The organism is Arthrobacter sp. B2I5, assembly GCF_030816735.1.
In the GTDB taxonomy this organism is placed as follows: Bacteria; Actinomycetota; Actinomycetes; order Actinomycetales; family Micrococcaceae; genus Arthrobacter.
This window is the reverse complement of the sequence record NZ_JAUSYF010000001.1, coordinates 2,153,196-2,173,282: the sequence shown is the minus strand read 5'-3', so window position 1 is coordinate 2,173,282 and position 20,087 is coordinate 2,153,196. Positions and strand designations below refer to the sequence as shown.

General features: G+C 65.4%; 14 protein-coding genes. 10 read left to right on the top strand and 4 right to left on the bottom strand.

Annotation, left to right across the window (positions count from 1 at the left end; translation table 11 throughout):
* The gene (locus tag QFZ60_RS10355) at window positions 1-1,326 is read right to left on the bottom strand and encodes an ABC transporter substrate-binding protein (protein ID WP_307090265.1); all 1,326 of its coding nucleotides are present in this window, start codon (window positions 1,324-1,326) and stop codon (window positions 1-3) included.
* 340 nt (window positions 1,327-1,666) lie between these two features.
* On the opposite strand from QFZ60_RS10355, the gene QFZ60_RS10350 reads away from it, so the two are divergent.
* A complete protein-coding gene (locus tag QFZ60_RS10350; protein ID WP_307090264.1) occupies window positions 1,667-2,695 on the top strand; it encodes a TerC family protein in 1,029 nt (342 codons plus the stop codon).
* Window positions 2,696-2,827: 132 nt separating this feature from the next.
* Window positions 2,828-4,234 (top strand): MFS transporter, encoded by a 1,407-nt coding sequence (locus tag QFZ60_RS10345; RefSeq protein WP_307090262.1) that lies wholly within the window; start codon window positions 2,828-2,830, stop codon window positions 4,232-4,234.
* Here QFZ60_RS10345 and QFZ60_RS10340 read toward each other — a convergent pair.
* The 3 genes from QFZ60_RS10340 to QFZ60_RS10330 all read right to left on the bottom strand — a co-directional run bounded on the left by QFZ60_RS10340 (window position 4,220) and on the right by QFZ60_RS10330 (window position 8,639).
* On the bottom strand, window positions 4,220-5,494 hold the full coding sequence (locus QFZ60_RS10340) for an alpha/beta fold hydrolase (protein WP_307093284.1): 1,275 nt from the start codon (window positions 5,492-5,494) through the stop codon (window positions 4,220-4,222). The two genes, QFZ60_RS10345 and QFZ60_RS10340, sit on opposite strands and share 15 nt — an antisense overlap.
* Window positions 5,495-5,558: 64 nt before the next feature.
* Window positions 5,559-6,074 carry a GNAT family N-acetyltransferase gene (locus QFZ60_RS10335; protein WP_307090260.1) on the bottom strand — a complete coding sequence of 172 codons (516 nt, stop codon included), beginning with the start codon at window positions 6,072-6,074 and terminating at the stop codon, window positions 5,559-5,561.
* A 21-nt stretch (window positions 6,075-6,095) separates the two neighbouring features.
* Window positions 6,096-8,639, bottom strand: a complete 2,544-nt coding sequence (locus tag QFZ60_RS10330; protein ID WP_307090258.1) for an RNA helicase — start codon at window positions 8,637-8,639, stop codon at window positions 6,096-6,098.
* Window positions 8,640-8,736: 97 nt separating this feature from the next.
* On the opposite strand from QFZ60_RS10330, the gene QFZ60_RS10325 reads away from it, so the two are divergent.
* The 8 genes from QFZ60_RS10325 to uvrC all read left to right on the top strand — a co-directional run bounded on the left by QFZ60_RS10325 (window position 8,737) and on the right by uvrC (window position 20,083).
* Window positions 8,737-9,516 (top strand): trans-aconitate 2-methyltransferase, encoded by a 780-nt coding sequence (locus QFZ60_RS10325; protein ID WP_307090256.1) that lies wholly within the window; start codon window positions 8,737-8,739, stop codon window positions 9,514-9,516.
* 154 nt (window positions 9,517-9,670) lie between these two features.
* The gene (locus QFZ60_RS10320; RefSeq protein ID WP_307090255.1) at window positions 9,671-11,416 is read left to right on the top strand and encodes an ABC transporter ATP-binding protein; all 1,746 of its coding nucleotides are present in this window, start codon (window positions 9,671-9,673) and stop codon (window positions 11,414-11,416) included.
* Window positions 11,413-13,224, top strand: coding sequence for an ABC transporter ATP-binding protein (locus QFZ60_RS10315; protein ID WP_307090253.1), 1,812 nt, complete (start codon window positions 11,413-11,415; stop codon window positions 13,222-13,224). The genes QFZ60_RS10320 and QFZ60_RS10315 overlap by 4 nt, the downstream gene beginning before the upstream one ends.
* Window positions 13,221-13,601, top strand: a complete 381-nt coding sequence (locus QFZ60_RS10310) for a GntR family transcriptional regulator (RefSeq protein WP_307090252.1) — start codon at window positions 13,221-13,223, stop codon at window positions 13,599-13,601. The genes QFZ60_RS10315 and QFZ60_RS10310 overlap by 4 nt, the downstream gene beginning before the upstream one ends.
* A 47-nt stretch (window positions 13,602-13,648) precedes the next feature.
* Window positions 13,649-16,573 (top strand): excinuclease ABC subunit UvrA, encoded by a 2,925-nt coding sequence (uvrA, locus tag QFZ60_RS10305; protein ID WP_142121696.1) that lies wholly within the window; start codon window positions 13,649-13,651, stop codon window positions 16,571-16,573.
* A gap of 79 nt (window positions 16,574-16,652) precedes the next feature.
* On the top strand, window positions 16,653-17,369 hold the full coding sequence (locus QFZ60_RS10300) for an HAD hydrolase-like protein (protein ID WP_307090250.1): 717 nt from the start codon (window positions 16,653-16,655) through the stop codon (window positions 17,367-17,369).
* Window positions 17,356-18,024 carry a 1-acyl-sn-glycerol-3-phosphate acyltransferase gene (locus QFZ60_RS10295; protein ID WP_307090248.1) on the top strand — a complete coding sequence of 223 codons (669 nt, stop codon included), beginning with the start codon at window positions 17,356-17,358 and terminating at the stop codon, window positions 18,022-18,024. Before QFZ60_RS10300 ends, QFZ60_RS10295 begins: the two co-directional genes overlap by 14 nt.
* A 43-nt stretch (window positions 18,025-18,067) precedes the next feature.
* Window positions 18,068-20,083 carry an excinuclease ABC subunit UvrC gene (gene uvrC, locus QFZ60_RS10290; protein WP_307090246.1) on the top strand — a complete coding sequence of 672 codons (2,016 nt, stop codon included), beginning with the start codon at window positions 18,068-18,070 and terminating at the stop codon, window positions 20,081-20,083.
* Window positions 20,084-20,087 lie beyond the last annotated feature (4 nt).

Here is a 20,087-nt window from a genome sequence, read left to right as displayed (position 1 = left end):
TTACTTCCTGGCCGAGTCGATCATTCCCTTTGCTTCCTGCATCAGGCCCTTGGCTGCATCAGCGGGGGATTTGCGGTCAAACAGGACATCGGTGCTGTACCGCTGGATCAGCGCCTGCACCCCGGAGGAACCGGTGGGAGGAACCGGCGGACCGCTCTTCAGGTCCGGCTTGATGTCCTTCAGGAACGCCGCTGCCGCCTTGTCCGCGGGTGTAAGCAGCGGGTCAATCGCGGTCTGGACTTCAGAGTTGGTCGGGAAACCGCGCTCGGTGAGGATGGTCTTGGCCGCATCCAGGTTATTGAGCATGTAGTTGACCACTTCGGCGGCTTCCTTCGGGTGCTTGCTGCGCGAGGAAACCGACCAGAACATGGACGGCTTGTAGGACATGCCATTCTCCTTGGCGCTGCCGCTGGAGCTGGGCGCGCGGAGGATCTTTACGTCCGTCTTCAATGCTGACTGGAGCGCGTTCACCTGGTTGGTCCACCACCAGGACATGGCCGTCTTGCCGGTGGCGAACAGGGTCTGTTCCACGGGGGCGCTGATGTCCTCGGTGGCAATGTTGGCCGGCGGAGCCGCATTTTGGTTGCGCAGGTTCAGCACGTTCTGGAAGAAGGACGTGGCGGTGTCTTCCTTGAAGCCCAGGCCTCCGTCCTCGGAGTACAGCGACTCGCCGTGCTGCATGGCCCAGGTGTTCAGGTCGGAGTCGGTCAAAGAGTAGGAACTGCCGTAATTTGTCTGGCCGGCCTTGCCCGCGGCCGCTGCGATCTGGGCGGCGGTCCTCGTGTAGTCGTCCCAGGTCCAGGTTTCGTCATCCGGGATGGGAACTCCGTAGTCCTGGAACATCTTCGTGTTGATCATCACCGCTTTGGCATTCTGGCCGGTGCTCAGGCCGTATTGTTTGCCGCTGACCTGACCGGATTTGAGGGCGTCCTGGTCGATTTTGGACGTATCGATGTTTCCCTGCTTGGACAGGTCCAGCAGTGCGCCCCGGCCACCGTACTCGGCAATGTAGGCCTGGTCCATCTGGATCACGTCGGGCGAATCGTTGGCCGCCGTGGTGGTGGCCAGTTTGTCCCAGTAACTGCTCCACACTCCGGGCTCAGCCTGGATCTTGATGTTGGGGTGCGACGCCTGGAATGCATCGATCACCTGTTGTGTCTGCTTGTTCCGCAGGTCGTTCCCCCACCAGGTGAAGCGGACGGTGACGTTTCCACCGCTGTCGCCCGACGGCGACGCGGAGGATGAGCAGCCGCTGGCCAGCATGGCCAGCGCGGCGGCGGTGGCAAGGGCTTTGACCACCATGCCAGTGCGATGAGGAGTCTTCATTGACCAACCTTGACTTTCTGGGACGGACACCGGGAAAGCATGAGAAAGCGTTTTCTCACCCGGAAGAGATTATTTCAACCCCTTCTGGAGGCGTCAACGGTTTTGCGGAAAACGTTATCCAAGCGTCCGATCGGGCTGTCTGCCGGATCTCCGGGCGCGCGCCGTCACGTGGCTGGGGTACAGTTATAGGCACGTAGGGGAGTATCCCAAGCGCTACGATCGTCAACACGCGGGGCACAGTTGCCCCGCCGGGCGTAGCGGGCCGCCACATCAGCACCAAGTGCACAGGCTGGCCGGAGAGACTTACACCATTCTTGTGTACCCTGCGAAAGGCTGCCCTGTGCTTGATTTGCCCATTTGGTTTGAGGTTGGCTCGTTTGTCGTCCTCGGCCTGATTCTCCTGATCGATCTCCTCCTGGTGGTCCGGCGGCCGCACGAACCGTCCATGAAGGAAGCCGGCCTGTGGGTGGCCTTCTACGTCACCTTGGCCCTGGCCTTCGCCGGTGCCATGTTTGCTTTCACCGGTCCGGAGTTCGGCAGCCAGTTCGTGGCCGGCTGGGTCACGGAATACAGCCTCAGCATCGACAACCTGTTCGTCTTCATCATCATCATGGCCAGGTTCTCGGTCCCCCGGAAATACCAGCAGGAAGTGCTGATGGTGGGAATCATCATCGCCCTGATCCTGCGCGGCATCTTCATCATGCTCGGCGCCATCGTCATCGAACAGTTCAGCTGGGTGTTCTATATCTTCGGTGCGTTCCTGCTGTGGACGGCCTGGAAGCAGGCCCAGGACGAAGGCGAAGAGGAAGAGGACCGGGAGAACCCGCTGATCGCCAGGATCCGCAAGGTCATCCCCATGTCGGAGAAGTTCGACGGCGGCAAGCTGCGTACCACGGTCAACGGCAAGAAGGTCTTCACCCCGATGGTGATCGTCTTCATCACCATCGGCCTCACGGACCTGCTGTTCGCGGTGGACTCCATTCCCGCCATCTTCGGCCTGACCCAGAGCCCCTTCATTGTCTTCACCGCCAACCTGTTCGCCCTGATGGGCCTGCGGCAGCTGTACTTCCTGCTCGGGGGCCTGATGAACCGGCTTATCTACCTGAAGCACGCCCTGTCCTTCATCCTTGCGTTCATCGGCGTCAAGCTTGTCCTGCACGCCATGCACGTCAACGAACTGCCCTTCATCAACGGCGGACAGCACATCGAATGGGCTCCTGAGATCCCCACCTTTGTCTCCCTGGCCGTGATCGTGGGCACCATCATCATCGCCGTGGTCGCCAGCCTGCTCAGCTCCAAGGCCCAGCTTGCCAAGGTCGATCCCCGGCTTGAGGAAGACGCGCGCAAGAGCCACAGCGACGTCGAGTAGGCCCGCCCTCTCATTCAAGCCCCGGTAGATCCCGGCCGCCTGCGCGGCCGGGATCCCGCCTTTTAAACCCCTCCAGGAGGCAGCGGACCAAAACCCCTGTGGCACCCGCCGCCGCGGGACTATGCTCTGAACATGGCCCGCACCCTTGTGATGGAGCAGGACGTGCGCCATGTGCAGCGGCGCACAGTCGTGCTTCTGAGCGTGGCCCAGGTATTCAGTGGACTCGGGACTGGATCAACCGTGTCCATCGGCTCAATCCTGGCCGTGGAGCTTTCCGGTTCCAGCGTGTGGGCCGGTTCCGTGGCGACGGTCATGACCCTTGGGGCCTCGGCCGCGGCGCTGCCGCTGGCATCACTTGCCGAGCGGCGTGGACGCCGGGCCGGCCAGGTGGCCGGTCTCTCGGCGGCGTTGGGAGGCGCCGTGCTGATGGTGCTGGCCGTTGTTTCCGGCCTCTTCGTCCTGTTGCTCCTGGGATCCGCGGGCATCGGCGTGGGCACGGCCGCCAGCCTGCAGGCAAGGTTTGCCGCCGTCGATCTCGCCGCGGCCGAGCACCGCGGGCGCGCGTTGTCCACCGTCGTCTGGGCGGTAACTGTGGGCGCGGTGGCCGGGCCCAACCTGATCCAGCCGGGTGCGGCCGTGGGAGCAGCGCTGGGCCTGCCGCCGGTCGCCGGCCCGTTCGTGATTTCAGGCGCCGGGCTCCTTATTGCCACGGTGATCCTGTTCACGGGCCTTCGCCCGGACCCGCTGCTGCTGGCCCGCCAACGTGCCGGGGCCAACGCTGCCGGGGTTGTTCCGCTTGCAGGGCCAGCCCCCGCAGGAGGAGTGCCGGCCGGGGTTCCTGCCGCCCCTGCCACTGCCGCCCCTGCCACTGCTGCCGGGCCCGCAGTGGCGCCTGCCCGGGGCTCGCTCAGCCGCGGGCTGCGCGCCATCCGGGGCTCGCGGACAGCCCTGTTGGCGGTGGCCGGCGTCGTGGCAGCGCACGCGGTGATGGTCGGCGTGATGTCCATGACGCCGCTGCACCTCCAGCACCTGGTGGAAGGGCCGGGACCACATGCAGGGCATGTTGCGGAGGGGGACGTGCTGGTCATCATCGGCTTCACCATTTCGCTGCACATCGCCGGGATGTTTGCGCTCTCCCCGGTCATGGGCTGGCTGACCGACCGGGCAGGCAGGATGGAAACCATCATGATCGGTTTCACCGTGCTGATCGCGGCCGTGGCTGTTGCCGGGTTCGGCCAGTCCTCCACCGCGGCAGTGGCCGTGGGGCTGGTCCTGCTGGGCATGGGCTGGTCCGCGGCGACGATCTCGGGCTCCACACTGCTGGCCGAAAGCGTGGGGCAGGACGCCCGGGTGGCGGTCCAGGGTGTCTCCGACATGCTGATGGGTGCCGCGGGTGCCGTAGGCGGCGCCGTGTCCGGTTTGGTCCTGGGCCTCGCCGGCTACCTTGGCCTGAACCTGGTGGGCGGAGCCATCGGGGCGGCAGTCCTGGCCGCCGCGGTCCTCACGCGCCTGTCACACCGGCAGTCAGCGGCCGCCTGACCGCACCATGCCCAGCAGGCGCGCGAAGATCCGTTCACCGTCGTCGGCGATTCCGTCGTGGTGGAAGTCGGCCGTCTCCCAGACCTGCAGCCCGCGCACCGCTGCTGCAGTCCGCAGGGAAAGGTCCCGGTCCACGTAGATGTCGTCTGAGTAAACCGCCGCTGCCACGGGAACAGTGTTCGCCGCCAATGCCCCAGGGTCATACAGCGGCGCCCAGTCCTGCTTGGCGGCCAGCAGCTCCGCCACGTCCCGCAGCGGCCGGAGGGCGGGGTCCTGCTCGAAGTACCACGGGTACACCATCTCGCCGGTCAGCAGCAGGGGATCAGCGTCGGGCCGGAACCACGGGTTCTCGCCGAGCATCCGCCAGGCGGACCAATTGGTTGCCTCGCCCTGGCCGTAGATGGATTCGTGCATCAGCGCGTACAGCGGATTGGAGCGGCGGGAAACCACGCTCTGGAGCTGCTCCAGGAACGCATCGGAGAGCCGGGGTCCGGCGGCCGTGTCAATAAAGGCGTCCTCAAGCAGGTAGTGGAGGCCGTCCACGCGTGTGTTGCCCCCCAGGAACGCCCCGGCCATCTGGAACCGTTCCACGGTGAGGGGCCCGCCGTCGGGCAGGAATTCCGGTGTGGAGCGCAGGTGGCGGGCGATCCGCTCCACAACCTCCCGGTCCTCCGGATACCAGCGGAAGTACTCATCGTTGCGGGCAGCCACCCGCTGGTACGTGGCGCGGTACACGTCATCCGCACTGCCGGTGAGCGGGGCAAGCCCGCCCGTGATCAGGGCTTCGCGGAGGCCCTCCGGCGCCAATGACAGGTAAGTGAGCGCGCAGAAGCCCCCGTAGCTCTGGCCGTAGATGGTCCAGGGCGGTGAGTCCAGCGCCCGGCGGATCAGTTCCGCGTCCGCCACGATCGAGTCGGCCCTGAAGTGCTGCAGGTAGGCGGCCTGCTCCACTGCGGTTCCGCGGGCGGGCAGGGTGGCCCGGTCGAGGGGTGTGGAGAGCCCGGTGCCGCGCTGGTCAAGCATCAGGATGCGGAAGTCCTGTGCTGCGGCCTTGCCCCATCCGCCCAGGGAACCCCATCTGTTGCCTCGGCCGCCCGGGCCGCCCTGCAGGAAGAGGAGCCACGGCAGTTGCGACGCCGCCTCCTCGCTGTGCGCGGCTGAGACATACTCCCGGGCAAATACGGTGATGGTTTCCGCGGAGCCGTTCATTGAAGCGGAATGGTCCAGGGGCACCGTGAAGTAGTGCTCCACGGTGCGCATGCCACGGAACTCATGCCGGGCCCTGATCTTGTGCCCGACCGCGGTGGCCTGGCCCTGCCGCGCGTCACCCACGGGAGGAAGCGGGAAGGGACGTGCGGGACGGTGCCCGGCCGAACTGGTCCAGCGCTTCGCCGGTCAGCCTGAAGGTGGACCAGCCATCCATGGGGCGGGCGCCAAGGCGGCGGTAGAAATTGATGGAAGGTTCATTCCAGTCCAGCACGCTCCATTCCACCCGTGCATAGCCGTTTTCGACGGCGATGGCGGCAAGGTGCTGGAGCAGGGCCTTGCCGTGTCCTTCGCCGCGGGCTTCCGGACTGACGTACAGGTCTTCGAGGTAGATCCCGTGCACGCCTTCCCAGGTGGAGTAGTTCAGGAACCACAGCGCGAAGCCCTGCACCTCGCCGGCCGCGTTTTCAGCCATGGCTGCGAAGACGCGGGGATTCGCGCCGAAGAGCACCTGCTCCAGCCGTTCCGGGGTGTTCCGGACGGCGTCGGGTTCCTTCTCGTAATGGGCCAGTTCATGGATCATGCGGAGGATGGCGGGCACGTCATGCGGGGTTGCGGGGCGGATTACACTCATTGTTCGAGCTTACCGCCGGCGTCAGAGCCGGTTGACGTCCGTCACCCTGACCACCGCTGTTCCGGTGGCATCGGACGCGGCAAGATCCACCTCGGCCGAGATACCCCAGTCATGGTTGGCCGCCGGGTCATCGAAAATCTGGCGGACCTTCCAGGTGCCGGCTTCCTCGGTGATGATAAGCAGGCCCGGCCCGCGGGCATCCGGCCCTGTCCCGATGTCATCGTGTTCGTCGAAGTAGTCGTCCAACGCGTCTTCCCAGCGCTCTGAACCCCAGCCGGAACCGCCGCCGAGCTCTCCCAGCGCGGCGGCGTCCTCGTCCGCGAAAAGTTCCACGCGCCGGAACATCTCGTTGCGCACCATCACCCGGAATGCACGGATATTGGAGGTGAGCGACGGCGGTGGTGGCGGCGGTGCGTCGTGCGGCGTCGGCGCCGCCCCGGAAGCCAGTTCCTCCCATTCGTCCAGGAGGCTGGAGTCCACCTGCCGCACCAGCTCACCCAGCCAGGCCGTCAGGTCCGCCAGGTCCTCGCGGAGCATGTCCTGTGGAACTGTCTGGCGCAGCGCCTTGAAGGCATCTGCCAGGTACCGCAGCACGATTCCTTCGGACCGGGCCAGGCCGTAGAACTGGACGAATTCACCAAAGTTCATGGCCCGCTCGTACATGTCCCGGACCACCGATTTGGGTGCCAGCTCGAAGTCTCCCACCCACGGCGCGGCCTTCCGGTACACCTCGAACGCTTCGCCCAGGATTTCCGCGAGCGGCTGGGGGTAGGTGACCTCGTCCAGCATGGCCATCCGCTGGTCGTAGTCGATGCCGTCGGCCTTCATGGCCGCCACCGCTTCGCCGCGCGCCTTCTTCTGCTGGGCGGACAGGATCTGCCGGGGTTTCTCCAGGGTCGCCTCGATCACGGAGACCACGTCCAGGGCGTACGACGGCGACTCCGGGTCAAGGAGTTCCAGTGCGGCAAGTGCGAACGGGGAGAGCGGTTGGTTCAGGGCGAAGTTCGGCTGCAGGTGGACGGTCAGCCGCACCGAACGGCCATCGGCGCCCTGTTCCTCCGGCGGGATCCGTTCAATGACCTCGGCGGCCAGCAGTTCCCGGTAAATGCCCAGGGCCTTCTTCATCAGCCGCAGCTGGGAGGACCGCGGCTCGTGGTTTTCGGTGAGCAGCCGCCGTGCCGCCGCGAACGGGTCGCCCGGCCGTTCCATCAGGTTCATCAGCATGGCGTGCGTCACCGTAAAGCTTGACGTCAACGGGTCCGGCACCGATTCCACCAGCCGCTTGAAGGTCGGCTCACCCCAGGAAACAAAACCCTCGGGCGGCTTCTTCTTCACCACCTGGCGCAGCTTCTTTTGGTCGTCGCCGAACTTGGCGGTGGCCTTGGCCATCGCCTTGACGTTCTCGATCACATGCTCTGGTGCCTGAACCACCACCGTTCCGGCGGTGTCATAGCCCGCCCGCCCGGCCCGGCCAGCAATCTGGTGGAACTCGCGTGAGTTGAGCAGGCGGGTGCGGACGCCGTCGTACTTGCTCAACGCCGTGAGCAGCACGGTGCGGATGGGGACGTTGATGCCCACCCCCAGCGTGTCCGTGCCGCAGATAACCTTCAGCAGCCCTGCCTGTGCCAGCTGCTCCACCAGCCGGCGGTACTTGGGCAGCATTCCCGCGTGGTGCACGCCGATCCCGTGGCGCACTAGCCGGTTCAGCGTCTTGCCGAACCCGGCAGCAAAGCGGAAGTTGGCAATGAGCTCCGCGATCCTGTCCTTTTCCTCCCGGGTGCAGACGTTGATGCTCATCAGGTTCTGGGCGCGGTCGATCGCTTCGAGCTGGCTGAAATGCACCACGTAGACGGGCACCTGCCGGGTGGACAACAACTCCTCCAGCGTCTCGTGGACGGGAGTCTGGTGGTAGTAGTAATGCAGCGGAATGGGCCGTTCGGCGGAGCTGACGGTGGTGGTGGCCCGGCCGGTCAGCTCTGTGAGCCCCGTTTCAAACCGGGTGACATCGCCCAGGGTGGCGGACATCAGCAGGAACTGCGCCTGCGGAAGCTCCAGCAGGGGGACCTGCCAGGCCCAGCCCCGCTGCGGGTCGGAGTAGAAGTGGAACTCGTCCATGATCACGGCACCGAGTTCGGCTGCGGAACCTTCGCGCAGCGCAATGTTGGCCAGGATCTCGGCGGTGCAGCAGATGATGGGAGCATCCTGGTTCACCCCGGAGTCACCGGTGATCATGCCGACGTTCTCTGCCCCGAAGATCTCACAGAGCGCGAAGAATTTTTCGGACACCAGGGCTTTGATCGGCGCTGTGTAGTAACTTCGCCGGCCCTGCGCCATGGCCTGGAAGTGCGCCGCAATGGCCACCAGGGACTTCCCCGACCCGGTGGGCGTGGCCAGAATGACGTTCGCCCCTGTTGCCAGCTCCATGATGGCCTCGTCCTGGGCCGGGTACAGCGACAGGCCGCGGCTTTCCGTCCACTCCACAAACCGGGTGTAAAGGGCGTCGGGGTCGACGGCGGCGGATTGGACGGGGGCGGACAGATCGCTCAGCTGGTCAACGAGTTTCATTGACTTCAACCTTAGTGCCACGTTGCGGGCGGATCAGGAGTCCGTTGCGGGTTAGGCTACGCCTTGCCCGTGTGTGCGTCAGAAGCTGGAGAATTTTATGAAATGGGACCCCGCGAAGTACGTCCAGTTCGGCGACTACCGGAACCGGCCGTTCTTCGATCTCACAGCCCGGATCCATGCCGACGCGCCCGCACAGGTGGTCGACCTTGGCTGCGGACCGGGGAACCTCACGGCCACCCTGGCTGAACGCTGGCCCGGCGCCCAGGTCCTGGGTGTGGATTCCTCCACCGAGATGCTGGCAAAGGCGGCAGCCCTGGTGGAGAAAGGTTCCTCCCTTCAGTTCGAGCAGGCGGACATTGCCGACTGGATGCCGGCTCCGGAGACGGACGTTGTGGTCACCAATGCAGCCCTGCAGTGGGTTCCGGGCCACCAGGACATGATGCGGAAATGGCTGGAAGTTCTGCGGCCGGGGGCCTGGTTTGCCATGCAGGTGCCCGGAAACTTCAATGCCCCCTCGCACTCGCTCATGCGGGAGCTTGCGGGGTCGGACCGGTGGGCGGCGAAGCTGGACGGGGTGCTGCGGGGCGGGGAGTCAGTGGGGGAGCCGGGGGACTACCTGGGGATCCTGCTCGACGCCGGCTGTGCGGCGGACGCGTGGGAAACCACCTACCTGCAGGTCCTGCCGGGGCCGGACCCGGTGCTGGATTGGGTCCGGGGCACGGCACTGCGGCCCGTCATGGCGGCCCTCGATGATGAGGAAGCCAGGCGTTTCGAAGCCGAATACGCGGCGGCCCTGCGGAATGCCTACCCGGGCGGTGTCCATGGCACCGTATTCCCGTTCCGCCGGATCTTCGCAGTGGGCCGCAAAGCGGGCTGACTCCGCGCCCGCCGGATGGTTTTCCACCCGGTCACAGGCTGTGACAGCAGCGGAAAGTGATCTGGCTTACAATGACGACTGTGGTTTAGGGGTCAAGCCGCTGGCCCCCTCTTCGGCCCAGGCATTTACAGGGGGTATTTTGCTGGTCGGACTCATGAGGCGGCAGCTTGCCGGTCAATACGCGTACGTTTGGGCCATCGTTTTCCTCCAGCTGGTCCAGGCGGCGGCAAACCTGCTGCTGCCCACCGTGAACGCAGCCATCATCGACGACGGGATCGTTGCGGGCAAACCGGACGTGATCTCGCGCCTTGGCGTGCTGATGGCCGTCATTGCCATAGTGCAGGCGGCGTCCGCCATTGCCGCCGGCTACCTTGGTGCTGTTGTGGCCATGAGGACCGGGCACCGCCTGCGGGCCGAGGTTTTCACCCGGATCCAGTCACTGTCCTCCCAGGACGTGGCCCTGTTCGGAACGCAAAGCCTGACCACCCGCGCCACGAACGACGTCCAGCAGATCCAGGCTTTCGCTGTACTTGTCTTCACCATGCTCTTTGCCGGCCCTGCCATGGGCATCGGCGGCATCGTCCTTGCCGTGCAGCAGGATGTGGCGCTGTCCCTGGTGGTCATCGTCATTGTGCCCCTGCTCCTGCTGATCATGTACCTGATCGTCCGGCGCCTTATTCCGCTCTACCGTGAGGGCCAGGACCTGCTGGACCGGTCGGGTGGGATTCTCCGCGAGCAGATCATCGGTGTGGACGTCATCCGCGCCTTTGTCCGCCAGGGCCACGAGGTCCGGCGGTTCGCGGAGACCAACGCGGGATTGACCGCCAACAACCTGCAGTCAGCGCTCCTGGTGGCGGGGATGCTGCCCATGATCATGCTGGTGGTCAATACCAGCTCGGTTGCCGTCGTGTGGTTCGGCGGGCACCGGATCCAGGCTGGACTGATGAACCTGGGCGCGCTGACGGCGTTTATCGCCTACATCATGCAGATCCTGCTGGCGATCATGATGTCCATGTACGTCCTGATGACGGCCCCGCGTGCCGCTGTCTGCGCCGAACGCATCCAGGCGGTCCTGGAGACCGAGCCGTCAGTCCCCAACCCGGCCGGCCACAGCGCGGCTGCGCCGGCGCAGCCCGGGGCCTGCCTGCCAAAGCAGCCGGCAACCCTGGCGTTCCAGGGTGTCGCCTTCTCCTATCCGGGAGCAGAAGCGCCCGTGCTGGCGGATATCACCTTCACCGCGGCTCCCGGCACCACCACCGCAATCGTTGGCGCTACCGGAAGCGGCAAGACCACGCTGCTGAACCTGATTCCACGTTTCCTCGAGGCGACCAGAGGCAGCATCACCCTGGCCGGACATGACATCCGGGACCTGCCCCTGGACCAACTACGCGCTGCCATGGCCATCGTGCCCCAGCATTCCCACCTGTTTACCGGAACCATCGCAGACAACCTGAGGATGGCGGCCCCTGACGCCACGGATGAGGAACTCTGGACCGTCTTGGAGGCGGCCCAGACCATGCGGTTCATGCGCGACCTCCCGCTTGGACTTGCAACCCCCGTCGGCCAGGGCGGTGCCAGCCTCTCAGGCGGGCAGCGGCAGCGGCTGTGCATCGCCAGGGCCCTGCTGCGCAAGGCACCCCTCTACCTCTTTGACGACAGCTTCTCCGCGCTGGACTACGACACCGACACGAGACTGCGCCAGGCCCTTGACCTGGCACTTGCCCCCGCAACGGTCATCATTGTCGCCGAACGCCTTTCGGCTGTGGAGGACGCGGACCGCATCCTGGTGCTTGACGACGGCCGGCTGGTTGCGCAGGGAACGCACCAGGAGCTGCTGGAAACGTCCGCCACCTACCGGGAAATCGCCGAATCCCAGCTTGCGCTGGACGGCACGCCGTGACGGCAGTGGAAGAAGCCGCGGAAACTGCGCACAGGTTCTGGCCGACAGCCGGCCGGCTCCTTGGCCTGCTGCGCCCCTTCCGGCTGCAGATGCTGGGGGCGGTGGCGGCAACCTGCGCCTTCGCAGGACTTAACGTTGCCGCCCCGAAGTACCTGGGCGACGCCACTGACGTGGTGGTGGACGGCATCTTCCAGGGAAGCCTTGACCAGCGGCTCGGAATCCTGCTGGCTGCCGTGGCCATCATGTACGTTTTTGCTTCCCTGTTTAACTGGATCCAGGGCGCGCTGACGGCGCGCGCAGTGCAGGGACTCATGTACGGCCTCCGTGCAGCGGTTGAGGACAAGCTGCACCGCCTCCCTTCAACCTATTTCCGGCAACGCTCCCGCGGCGACGTCCTGAGCAGGGCCACCAATGACATCGACAACATTGCGCAGGCCCTGAACCAGGTCCTGACCCAGCTCATCGTGTCCGTCCTGATGCTGTGCGGTTCCCTGGCCATGATGCTGTGGATTTCACCGTTGCTGGCGGCCATTGCCATCGCCAGCGTTCCGGTCTCCACCTGGATCACCGTCCTGGTGGCCAGGCGGTCCCAGGAGCATTTCGCCAGGCAGTGGAAGGAAACGGGCGAGCTCAACGCGCACGTGGAGGAATTCATCAGCGGGCATGAAGTCATCAAGGCTTTTGGCCGGCAGGCCCAGGCGGCGGAGGTGTTCAGGCGCAGCAACGGCCGCCTGGCCCGGGCCGCCGCCAAAGCCCAATACTCGGCCGGCGTGGTCCAGCCGCTGATGGTCCTGATGTCCAACCTTAACTACATTGCTGTTGCCGTGGTGGGGGCGCTGCAGGTCCTCGCAGGCGCCATGACCATTGGCGGGGTCCAGGCATTCATCCAGTTCAGCCGGTTGTTCACCCAGCCCGTAGGGCAAATCGGCGGGCTGCTGAACGTCATGCAGTCCTGCGCCGCTTCGGCGGCAAGGGTTTTCGTGCTCCTGGACGCCGGCGAAGATCCGCAGGAGCCCGAGGGCAAGGCATCCGGCGGTACTGCAGCGGGCGCCATAGCCTTCCACGACGTCACGTTCGGCTACCCGGGCTCCGTGCCGGCGGTCCGCAACCTCACCTTCACGGTGGAGCCCGGCCAGGCAGTGGCCATCGTGGGACACACCGGAGCGGGCAAGAGCACCGTGGTGAACCTGCTCATGCGGTTCCTGGAACCTTCGTCCGGCCGGATCACCATGGGCGGAAGGGACATCGCGGACGTTCCCCGCGACCAGCTGCGGGCCCGGTTCGGCGTCGTGCTTCAGGATTCCTGGCTCTTTGGGGGCACTATCCGGGAAAACATCGCTTACGGCCTTCCGGGTGCCGCGGATGCTGACATTGTTGCCGCAGCCGAGGCCACGTACGCGGACCGTTTCATCAGGTCCCTGCCGCACGGCTACGGCACACTGCTGGAGAACGGAGGGGAGCCGCTCAGCCAGGGGCAGCGGCAGCTCATCACCATCGCCAGGGCGCAGCTTGCCGGCCGCAGCGTCCTGGTCCTGGATGAAGCCACCAGCTCGGTGGATTCCAGGACGGAGCTGCTCATCAGGCAGGCGATGCAGCGGCTGCGCCAGGGACGGACCAGTTTCGTGATTGCCCACCGTTTGTCCACCATCCGGAACGCTGATCTAATTCTCGTCATGGACCACGGACGCATCGTCGAGCAGGGTACGCATGGAAGCCTCCTTGCCGCCAACAGCTACTACGCCAGGCTGTACAACGCCCAGTTCGCCGAACGCGACGGCCGCGCAGGGGTCCTGGAGGGCGGCCTGTGAGCGCCAGTGCCGGTTTCCCCGGATCCTGGCGGCCCAATTCCGCCAGCAGTGTGGCGCTGTTTGAGCAGCTGCGGCTCCAGGTCATCCACCTGGCGGACAGCGGGGCGCTGGCACCGGGCACCAGGCTGCCTGCCGTGCGGGCCCTCGCGGAGAAGCTCGACGTCGCCCCGCACACCGTTGCCAGGGCGTACAAGGAACTGGAGGCCGCCGGCATCGTCACCACCCGCGGCCGCAACGGGACGGTGGTCGCCGCACGGGATGAGCGGCTGGGAGGGCTGTCCGCCGCCGCTGCCGCCTACGCCGCCGTCGCCAAATCCCAAGGGGCCAGTTTCGCCGAGGCAGTGAAGATCCTGGCCGCCGCCTACGATGTTCCCTGACGGCGGAACCGTAAGTGTTCGAAAAAGTTTTCGATTAGCATAATGGGGTGCCTAAAGCCGTAGCTGAAGAAACCCCTGCCCCCTCCGCTTCCCTCGTTGTCCCCTCCGCTGCCGCACCGCAGCGCCCGGACCTCTCCCGCCTCGTGGTGAAGGGCGCGCGGGAGCACAACCTGCGCAACGTGGACCTTGACCTGCCGCGTGATGCCATGATCGTCTTCACCGGCCTCTCCGGATCCGGCAAGTCCTCGCTCGCGTTCGACACGATCTTCGCCGAAGGCCAGCGCCGCTACGTCGAATCGCTGTCCGCCTACGCACGGCAGTTCCTTGGCCAGGTGGACAAGCCCGACGTCGACTTCATTGAAGGCCTCTCCCCGGCGGTCTCCATCGACCAGAAATCCACCAGCAAGAACCCGCGGTCCACCGTTGGCACCATTACCGAGATCTACGACTACATGCGCCTGCTGTGGGCCCGCGTCGGCAGGCCGCACTGCCCCGTCTGTGGCGAACCGGTATCCAAGCAGACGCCCCAGCAGATTGTTGACCAGCTCCTTGAACTCGACGAGGGCACCCGCTTCCAGGTCCTGGCGCCGGTGGTGCGCGGACGCAAGGGCGAGTTCGTGGACCTCTTCAAGGAACTCAGTGCAAAGGGATACTCCCGGGCGCGGGTGGACGGCAACCTTGTCCAGTTGAGCGACCCGCCCAAGCTGGGCAAGCAGTTCAAGCACACCATCGAAGTGGTGGTGGACCGCCTGGTGGTCAAGGAAGGCATCAGCCAGCGGCTCACCGATTCCATCGAGACCGCCCTGGGACTGGCCGAGGGCCGGGTGCTGGCGGAGTTCGTCGACCTTGAGGCCGACGACCCCGGTAGGATCCGGGCGTTCTCGGAGAACCTCGCGTGCCCCAACGAGCACCCGCTCGCCATCGACGAAATCGAGCCCCGCTCCTTCTCGTTCAACAACCCCTTCGGCGCCTGCGCAGCGTGCAGCGGCATCGGCACCCGCCTTGAGGTGGACGAGGAACTTATCGTTCCCAACCCGGAACTGTCCCTGTCGGAGGGTGCCATCGCCCCCTGGTCAATGGGCACCGCCACCACCGAGTACTGGAACCGGCTCCTGGAAGGCCTGGCAAAGGAAATCGGCTTCTCCATGACCACGCCATGGGAGAAGCTGGGCAAGGACGTGCGCCAGACCATCCTGCACGGCAAGGACCACAAGGTAGTGGTGCAGTACCGCAACCGCTTTGGCCGCGAACGTAAATACAGCACCGGTTTTGAAGGTGCCATCCAGTATGTCCACCGCAAGCATGGCGAGACCGATTCCGACTGGGCCCGCGACCGCTACGAGGAATACATGCGGCAGGTTCCGTGCCCCGCCTGCAACGGCGCGCGGCTCAACCCGGCATCCCTGTCGGTGCTGATCAACGGCAAGTCCATCGCCGAGGTTGCAGCCCTGCCCATGCGGGACTGCGCCGAGTTCCTCAACAACCTGGTCCTGACCGGGCGTGAAGCACAGATCGCCCACCAGGTCCTCAAGGAGATCCAGGCCCGCCTGACCTTCCTGCTGGACGTGGGCCTTGAATACCTCAACCTCGAGCGCCCGTCCGCCACCCTCTCCGGCGGCGAAGCCCAGCGCATCCGGCTTGCCACCCAGATCGGTTCCGGCCTGGTGGGTGTCCTCTACGTCCTCGACGAACCGTCCATTGGCCTGCACCAGCGCGACAACCGCCGGCTCATCGAAACCCTCACCCGGCTCCGCGACATGGGCAACACCCTTATCGTGGTCGAGCACGACGAGGACACCATCCATGTGGCGGACTGGATCGTGGACATCGGGCCGGGCGCAGGCGAGCACGGCGGACAGGTGGTCCACTCGGGGACGTACAAGGAACTGCTGGACAACAGGGAATCCCTGACCGGCGACTACCTGTCCGGCCGCAGGGCCATCGAGGTGCCCAAGAAGCGCCGCAAGTACGACAGGAAGCGCGAGATCAAAGTGGTTGGCGCACGGGAGAACAACCTCGTGAACGTCGACGCCGCCTTCCCGCTGGGGCTCTTCACCGCGGTGACCGGCGTGAGTGGTTCGGGCAAGTCAACCCTCGTCAATGAAATCCTGTACAAGGTGCTGGCGAACAAGCTCAACGGCGCCAAGCAGGTGGCCGGGCGGCACAAGACGGTCCAGGGCCTGGAGCACCTGGACAAGGTGGTCCACGTGGACCAAAGCCCCATCGGCCGGACCCCCCGCTCCAACCCGGCCACCTATACGGGTGTCTTCGACAACATCCGCAAGCTTTTCGCCGAGACCACAGAGGCGAAGGTCCGCGGCTACCTGCCCGGCCGCTTTTCGTTCAACGTCAAGGGCGGCCGCTGCGAGGCATGCTCAGGTGACGGCACGCTGAAGATCGAAATGAACTTCCTGCCTGACGTTTATGTTCCCTGCGAGGTGTGCCACGGTGCCCGCTACAACCGGGAGACGCTGGAGGTGCACTACAAGGGCAAGACCATCGCCGACGTCCTCAACATGCCCATCGAAGAGGGCGCCGAGTTCTTCGCGGCGTTCTCACCCATCGCACGGCACCTGAACACCCTGGTCGACGTGGGACTGGGCTATGTCCGCCTGGGACAGCCTGCAACCACCCTTTCCGGCGGTGAAGCCCAGCGCGTCAAGCTCGCGGCGGAACTCCAGAAGCGGTCCAACGGCCGCAGCATCTATGTCCTGGACGAGCCCACCACGGGCCTGCACTTCGAGGACATCCGCAAGCTGCTCATGGTCCTGCAGGGGCTGGTGGACAAAGGCAACACGGTGATCACCATCGAGCACAACCTCGACGTCATCAAGAGTGCCGACTGGCTGGTTGACCTCGGACCCGACGGCGGTTCGGGCGGCGGCCAGATTGTCGCCACCGGAACACCGGAGCAGGTGGCAAAGTCCAGCACCAGCCATACGGGGAAGTTCCTCGCGGAAATACTCAGCTAAGCGGGGGAAATTCCAGCGAAGTATTCCTCCCGGGGAATGCGAGTTTCAGGCACTCCTGCTGTCGTGAGAAACTAACCCGGTGACTTCAACAACAGTGCCCGTGATCTTTGACCTGGACGGCACTCTTGTCGACCCTGCAGGTGGAATAACCGGGGGGATTGCCTCAGCCCTCCGCGGACTGGGGCTCCCGGTTCCCAGCCAGGACCTGCTCGATGCGATGATCGGCCCCAAGCTGAGCGATTCCCTGCTCAACGTGGCAAAGGTACCGGCAGACCGTCTGGACGAGGTGGTCCGCCGGTACCGCGAACACTATGTGTCCACGGGGATAGCCCAAAGCCGGCTGTACCCGGGCATCCGCGAGATCCTTGAATCCTTCGCCGCAGCCGGACAGCCCGTGGCAGTAGCCACCCAAAAGCCCCAGGGCCTGGCGCACAAAGTGCTGGCACATCATGGCATCGACGGCCTCTTCCATGGCATCCATGGTTCCGCCGATGACGAAGCGGCAGTGGAAGGCGTCCCGCTGGGCAAGACCCAGATCATCGCCGCCGCCCTGCGGGACCTGGACACGGAGCACGCCATCATGGTGGGGGACCGCGCCCAGGATGTTTCCGGCGCGATCGCCAACGGACTGGACTGCATCGGTGTCGCCTGGGGGTTCGCCCCGGACGGTGAACTGGAGGAAGCCGGCTCTGTGGCCGTCGTCAGTACGCACGGGGAATTGCTAGCCGCCATCGAGCGGCTGCAGGCTGTCCACGCTGCGGCAATGAGCGGGGTGAGCAACGATGGAAATGTTTGATGCCGTCCGCTGGACCACGCGCAACCTGATTGCCGGCACCTGCCGGCCCACCGTCGTCGGGCTGGAAAACGTCCCCTCCGACGGCCCCTTCATTGTGGCTCCCAACCACCTGTCCTTCTTCGACAGCGTGATCGTGCAGGCACTGATGCCGAGGCCGGTTGCCTTCTTTGCCAAAGCCGAATACTTCACCACCGGCGGCGTCAAGGGCAAGGTCATGAAGGCGTTCTTCGAATCCGTGGGCTCCATCCCGGTGGAGCGCGGCGAACAGGCCGCCAGTGTCCAGGCGCTGAAGACGCTTCTGGACATCCTTGAGGCCGGCCGCGGCATCGGCATCTACCCGGAGGGAACGCGATCCCGTGACGGCATCCTTTACCGGGGACGCACAGGGGTCGGCTGGCTGGCGCTCACCACCGGGGCGCCCGTGATTCCCGTGGGCCTGATCGGCACCGAGAAGCTCCAGCGTGCCGGCGAAAAGGGGGTCAGGCCGCAGCACTTCACCATGAAAGTGGGGGAGCCGCTGTACTTCGACAAGACCGGCCCCGACCATTCCCTTCCTGCCCGCCGGGAAGTCACGGACCGGATCATGGATGGGATTGCCGAACTCAGCGGCCAGGAACGCTCCACCAGCTACAACCAGAGCAAGACTGCAGATTAGCCGCCTGGCAAGGAGACGCGGCGCGACTCAGTAGACTTGATAGGTGGCAAACCCAGCAAGTTACCGGCCCAAAACCGGTGAAATCCCCACCAACCCGGGCGTCTACCGGTTCCGTGATCCGCACGGCCGGGTGATCTATGTCGGCAAAGCGAAAAGCCTCCGGTCCCGGCTGAACTCCTACTTCGCCAACCCGGCCGGACTGCTGCCCAAGACCTACGCCATGGTCCACGCGGCCAGCAGCGTCGAGTGGACCGTGGTTGGCAGCGAGCTGGAATCGCTGCAGCTCGAATACACCTGGATCAAGGAATTCAAGCCGCGCTTTAATGTGGTGTTCCGGGATGACAAAACCTATCCCTACCTTGCCGTGACCATGAGCGAGAAGTACCCCCGGGTACAGGTCATGCGGGGGGACAAGCGCAAAGGGACCCGCTACTTCGGGCCGTACACCGCCGGGGCCATCCGCGAAACCATGGACACCCTGCTCCGCGTCTTCCCCGTCCGCAGCTGCAGCGCCGGCGTCTTCAAGCGTGCGCAGGCCAGTGGACGCCCCTGCCTGCTGGGATACATCGACAAGTGCTCCGCGCCCTGCGTGGGGCGGATCTCGCCGGAAGACCACCGGGCGCTGGCGGAGGACTTCTGCGCCTTTATGGGGGGAGAGGCGAAGCGGTTCATCAACAAGCTGGAGAAGCAGATGGCCGACGCCGTGGCGAAGCTCGACTACGAGCATGCTGCCCGGTTGCGGGACGACATCACCGCCCTGCGCAAGGTCTTCGAGCGGAACGCAGTGGTGCTGGCCGAGGATACCGACGCCGACGTTTTCGCCCTGCATGAAGACGAACTGGAGGCCGCGGTCCAGGTGTTCCATGTCCGCGGCGGCCGGATCCGCGGCCAGCGCGGCTGGGTGGTGGAGAAGGTGGAGGACTTCACCACTCCGGACCTCGTGGAGCACCTGCTGCAGCAGGTCTACGGCGAGGACGGCGACACCCACGGCCGGCTGCCCCGCGAAGTCCTGGTGCCGGTGGCGCCCAGCAACGCGGAGGACCTTGCCAAATGGCTGGGCGGCATCCGCGGTGCCAAGGTGGACATCCGGGTGCCGCAGCGCGGAGACAAGGCGGCGTTGATGTCCACCGTCCGGGAGAACGCCGAGCATGCGCTGAAACTCCACAAGACGCGGCGCGCCGGCGACATCACCGTCAGGTCCCAGGCCCTCCAGGAACTCCAGGAGGCGCTGGACCTGCCCGTGCCCCTGCTCCGGATCGAATGCTTCGACGTCTCCCATGTCCAGGGCACCAACGTGGTGGCATCCATGGTGGTGGTGGAGGACGGGCTGCCCAAGAAGTCCGATTACCGCAAGTTCTCCATCACCGGTCCCGCCGCGGCCGATGACACGGCGGCCATGCATGACGTCCTGACGCGGCGCTTCCGTTATTACCTGCAGGACAAGTCTGCCCAGGTGGACGAATCCGTCCTGGCCTCCGACGGGCAGGACAGTGCCCGGGAAGCGGCAGTGGACAACCCTGCCGTGCTGGACACCACCACGCCTGCCCCCAAGGCAAAATTCGCCTACCCGCCCAACCTCGTGGTGGTGGACGGCGGGCAGCCGCAGGTGAACGCCGCGGCCCGTGCACTGCGGGACCTGGGCATCGACGACGTCTATGTCGTGGGCCTGGCTAAACGGCTGGAGGAAGTGTGGCTCCCGGACAGCGACTTCCCCGTCATCCTGCCCCGGACGTCCCAGGGGCTGTACCTGCTGCAGCGGATCCGCGACGAGGCGCACCGCTTCGCCATCACGTTCCACCGGCAAAAGCGGGGCAAGGCCATGACGGTGTCGGCACTCGACGCCGTTCCGGGCCTCGGTGCGTCCAAGCGCAAAGCCCTGCTGGCCCATTTTGGATCGGTCAAGGGCGTCAAGGCCGCCACCGTGGAAGAGCTCGCGCAGGCAAAGGGGATTGGTCCGGCACTGGCCACCGCCATCGTGAACCACTTCGCGTCCGACGGACCCGGGGCCGTTGCCATGCCGGCGATCAACATGACCACCGGCGAAATCATCGAGACTTAGCGCC